General features: G+C 66.3%; 3 protein-coding genes. All 3 read right to left on the bottom strand.

The genetic code is table 11. From position 1 onward, the window contains the following. A partial coding sequence (locus AC1DT2_RS18870) for a histidine kinase dimerization/phospho-acceptor domain-containing protein (RefSeq protein WP_477298000.1) occupies positions 1–862 on the bottom strand: 862 nt, incomplete at its 3' end. 34 nt (positions 863–896) lie between these two features. Beyond that, the gene (phoB, locus tag AC1DT2_RS18865) at positions 897–1,586 is read right to left on the bottom strand and encodes a phosphate regulon transcriptional regulator PhoB (RefSeq protein ID WP_063570381.1); all 690 of its coding nucleotides are present in this window, start codon (positions 1,584–1,586) and stop codon (positions 897–899) included. A 102-nt stretch (positions 1,587–1,688) separates the two neighbouring features. Further along, on the bottom strand, positions 1,689–3,260 hold the full coding sequence (locus tag AC1DT2_RS18860) for a M48 family metalloprotease (protein ID WP_477298001.1): 1,572 nt from the start codon (positions 3,258–3,260) through the stop codon (positions 1,689–1,691). Between the last annotated feature and the right edge of the window lie 9 nt (positions 3,261–3,269).

The following is a 3,269-nucleotide window of genomic DNA, read 5'->3' as shown; positions in this document are numbered from 1 at the left end:
GCGAGACCGTGTGCCGGCCCTGGCTCAGCGCCTCAGCCTCCTTGCGCAGGCTGGCCAGCAACGGGGCCATCTGCACATGTTCGTCGGCCACGTGGTCCTGGGTTTCCAGGCGTGACAGGGTGAGGAGGTCTTCGACGATCTGTCCCATGCGCTTTGACTGCGCGCGCATCTCGTCGAGCACGGGTGCCAGTTCAGGCACGTCTTCGGGATCGAGTAGCTCGAGGTAGCCGTGGATGACGGTCAGCGGCGTGCGCAGTTCGTGCGACACGTTGGCGACGAAATCCCGGCGAATTTGCTCCAGGCGTGTCAGATGGCTGGTGTCTCTGGCCAACAACAGGCGCTGGCGGCTGCCGAATGGCAGCAAGGTGGCGGTAACGTGGCGGTTCGGATGGCCCGGTGCGGTCACATCGTTGAGCGGTTCGCGCGCGCCTTCGGAGAGCCACTCAGCCAACTCGGAGTTGCGCATGAGGTCGGCCAGGAGGCGGCCGCGATCGCGCGGACGTTTCAGGCCGAGCAATTCTTCCGCCGCGTGGTTGAACCAGCGGACATGCAGCGAGTGATCCAGGAGGACCACGGCATCGGGAAGGGTCCCGGCCGCACTGCGCAGATCGCGCAGGCGGGATGCAATACGGCGGGTGCGGGTCATGAGACGGTCATACTCGGGGGCGGGTGTGGCGGACGATTGCAACATTGGCCCCGACTTGTGACGGAACAGCGACAGCAGTGCGACGATTTCCGCCAGCGCGACAACGGTCACGCCAGCCACTGCCGCACCCACGAGCGCGCCAACGACGCCGCCCGCGAGAAGCAGGGCGGCGCACGCGGCTGGCAGTCGCCAGGAAGTAAGGATGCGAGGTGACATGGCGCCCAAGATAGCGCGGCTACCCCGCGCTAGCCTAGGTATTCGCGGAGAAGCGGTAACCCGCACCGCGAACGGTCTGCACCATGTCGTCGAGCTTCCACGGCTCCAGCGTCTTGCGCAGGCGGCGGATGTGGACGTCCACCGTGCGCTCCTCCACGTACACGCTGCCGCCCCAGACATGGTCGAGCAGCTGGGCGCGCGAGTACACGCGCTCCGGATGCGTCATGAAGAAGAAGAGGAGACGGTATTCGGTCGGCCCGATCGGCACGGCTTCCTCGCCGGCGAATACACGATGGGCAGGCCCGTCGATGCGCAAGCCGCCCAGTTCGACGATGCCGGACCCGTCGTCGCCCTGGCTGCGGCGGAGCACCGCCTTGATCCGGGCGATCAGCTCGCGGGTGGAGAAGGGCTTGATGACGTAGTCGTCGACGCCGGCTTCAAGGCCGTTCACCCGGTCCATCTCCTCGCCGCGGGCGGTGAGCATGATGATCGGGATTTCCCGGGAGAGCTCCTCGCGGCGCAACCGGCGAGCCAGTTCCAGTCCACTGGTGCCCGGGAGCATCCAGTCGAGCAGGATCAGGTCCGGCACACGCTCGGAGATGGCCATCTGTGCGGCGCGGGCGTCCGCGGCGTGAGCCGCGTCCATACCCGCCTTGCGAAGCGCGAAGGCGACCATGTCGCGAATCGAAGCTTCGTCTTCCACGATGAGAATGCGTTTATGCACGCGTAAGGCCGCTCGTTGGCTGTGACGGTCATATTGCAGCCATGCTGTGTTACACGGCAATGACAATTGTCACGAAAGTCCACCGAATCTTGCGACGCCGGCTTACTGACTACGCCCGTCCGGGTTGTCATCCGTGGTCACGCGTTTCTTGCGCAACTCCAGCAGGAGCGGGGTCAGGTCGCTGATCCGGGCCTGGATCCGGGAGCGCTGGTAGTAGTCCAGGTCGTCACGTTTGAGCAGGCGGCGCAGTTGCTCCATCGCGTCGAACGGACGCCCCGCGAGGTACGCACTATCGGCATAAGCCTCTGCCGCGCGCACCGAATCGCCCGAACGCTCGCTGGCGCGGGCGAACGTACGGAAGATTTCCGGGTCTTCGCTGTCATCGAGCATGGGCTTGAGGAGGGCCGCCGCCGTCCGGCATTCGTCGGCGCGGCCGGTATCGGTGAGGGCCCGGGCGTAGCCCAGGGTGACGGCGCCGTTGCGCGGCGAGTTTTCGTGGAGGGTCTTGTAGATCGCCATGGCGTCGCCGTGGCGGCCAGCCTCCACGTAGGCATCGGCCAAAGCCAGTCGCAGCACCACGCTGGCCGGCTGGCTGACCAGCAGGGGCTGGATCTGCTCCGCCGCCTGCATGCCGTGGCCGCTGCGGATAAGGGCGATCGCGTAGCCGTAACGGTTCGCCGCCGTGTCGAAGTCCTTGCGCTTGAGGTTGGTGGCGTAGATATCCGCGAGCTTGCGGGCATCGCTGGAGAGCACGCGGATGCGTTCGCGCATCAGGGCGTAGGTGTCGCCAGCACTATCGGGAACGATCTTGTTGCGATTCGGGGCCAGCTGGGTGTTGTCCTTGACGAAAAGCACGGGTGCCGTGCTCTTCTCCCAGGAAGCCTTGTCCAGGGTGGGCTGGCGCGGTTTGCCGGCGTTGCGCTGCTCGATCGCCCGTGCCCGCCCCTTGGCATCGCTGATGCGCTCCAGGGTGACCGGATGGGTCAGCAGCAACGACGGCAACGCCTCTTCGTCCTCGCCCACGCGCAGGGTGTCCTGCATGCGCCCGAAGAACTCGGCCATGGCTTCCGGGTCGTAGCCGGCATTGGCCAGGGTCTGGATGCCGGTGCGATCGGCCTCGATCTCGTCCTTTCGGGTGAAGTTGATCTGCCGCTGCATGATCAGGCCCTGGCCCCCCATGAGAACCGCCGGGGCGGCGTCACCGGCCCCGCCACCCGCGCCGGCGGCGATCGCGCCGAGCAACACCAGGGCCATGAGCGGGGCGTTCTTCTTGGAGTCCTCGAAGGCGCGATAGAGGTGGTTCTGGGTGATATGGCCAATTTCGTGCGCGATCACGCCCGCCAGCTCGCTCTCGCTGGTGGTGATGTCGATCAGTCCGGCGTTCACTCCGATATAGCCACCCGGCGCCGCGAAGGCGTTGATCTGGCTGTCGTTGACGATGAAGAACTGGAAGTGGTCCTTCGGCCGGTCGCTGGCGGCGACCAGCCGGAAGCCGAGGTCGTTGATGTACTGGTCGACCAGGGCATCGTCCACGGTGAGCCCGAGGGTGTGCATCTGGCGGAGCATCTGGTCGCCGTACTCATTCGCCTCGCGCGGGCTCAGGAGGCCGGCTGCGGAGCTGCCCAGGTCGGGCAGGCGCACGTTGTCCTGGGCACCCACGGCGAAGGTGACCAGAGTGCTGGC

The organism is Luteibacter sp. P4_E6, from assembly GCF_056401535.1.
Note: the sequence above shows the minus strand (reverse complement) of the source record. Positions and strands in the feature narration are given on the sequence as shown.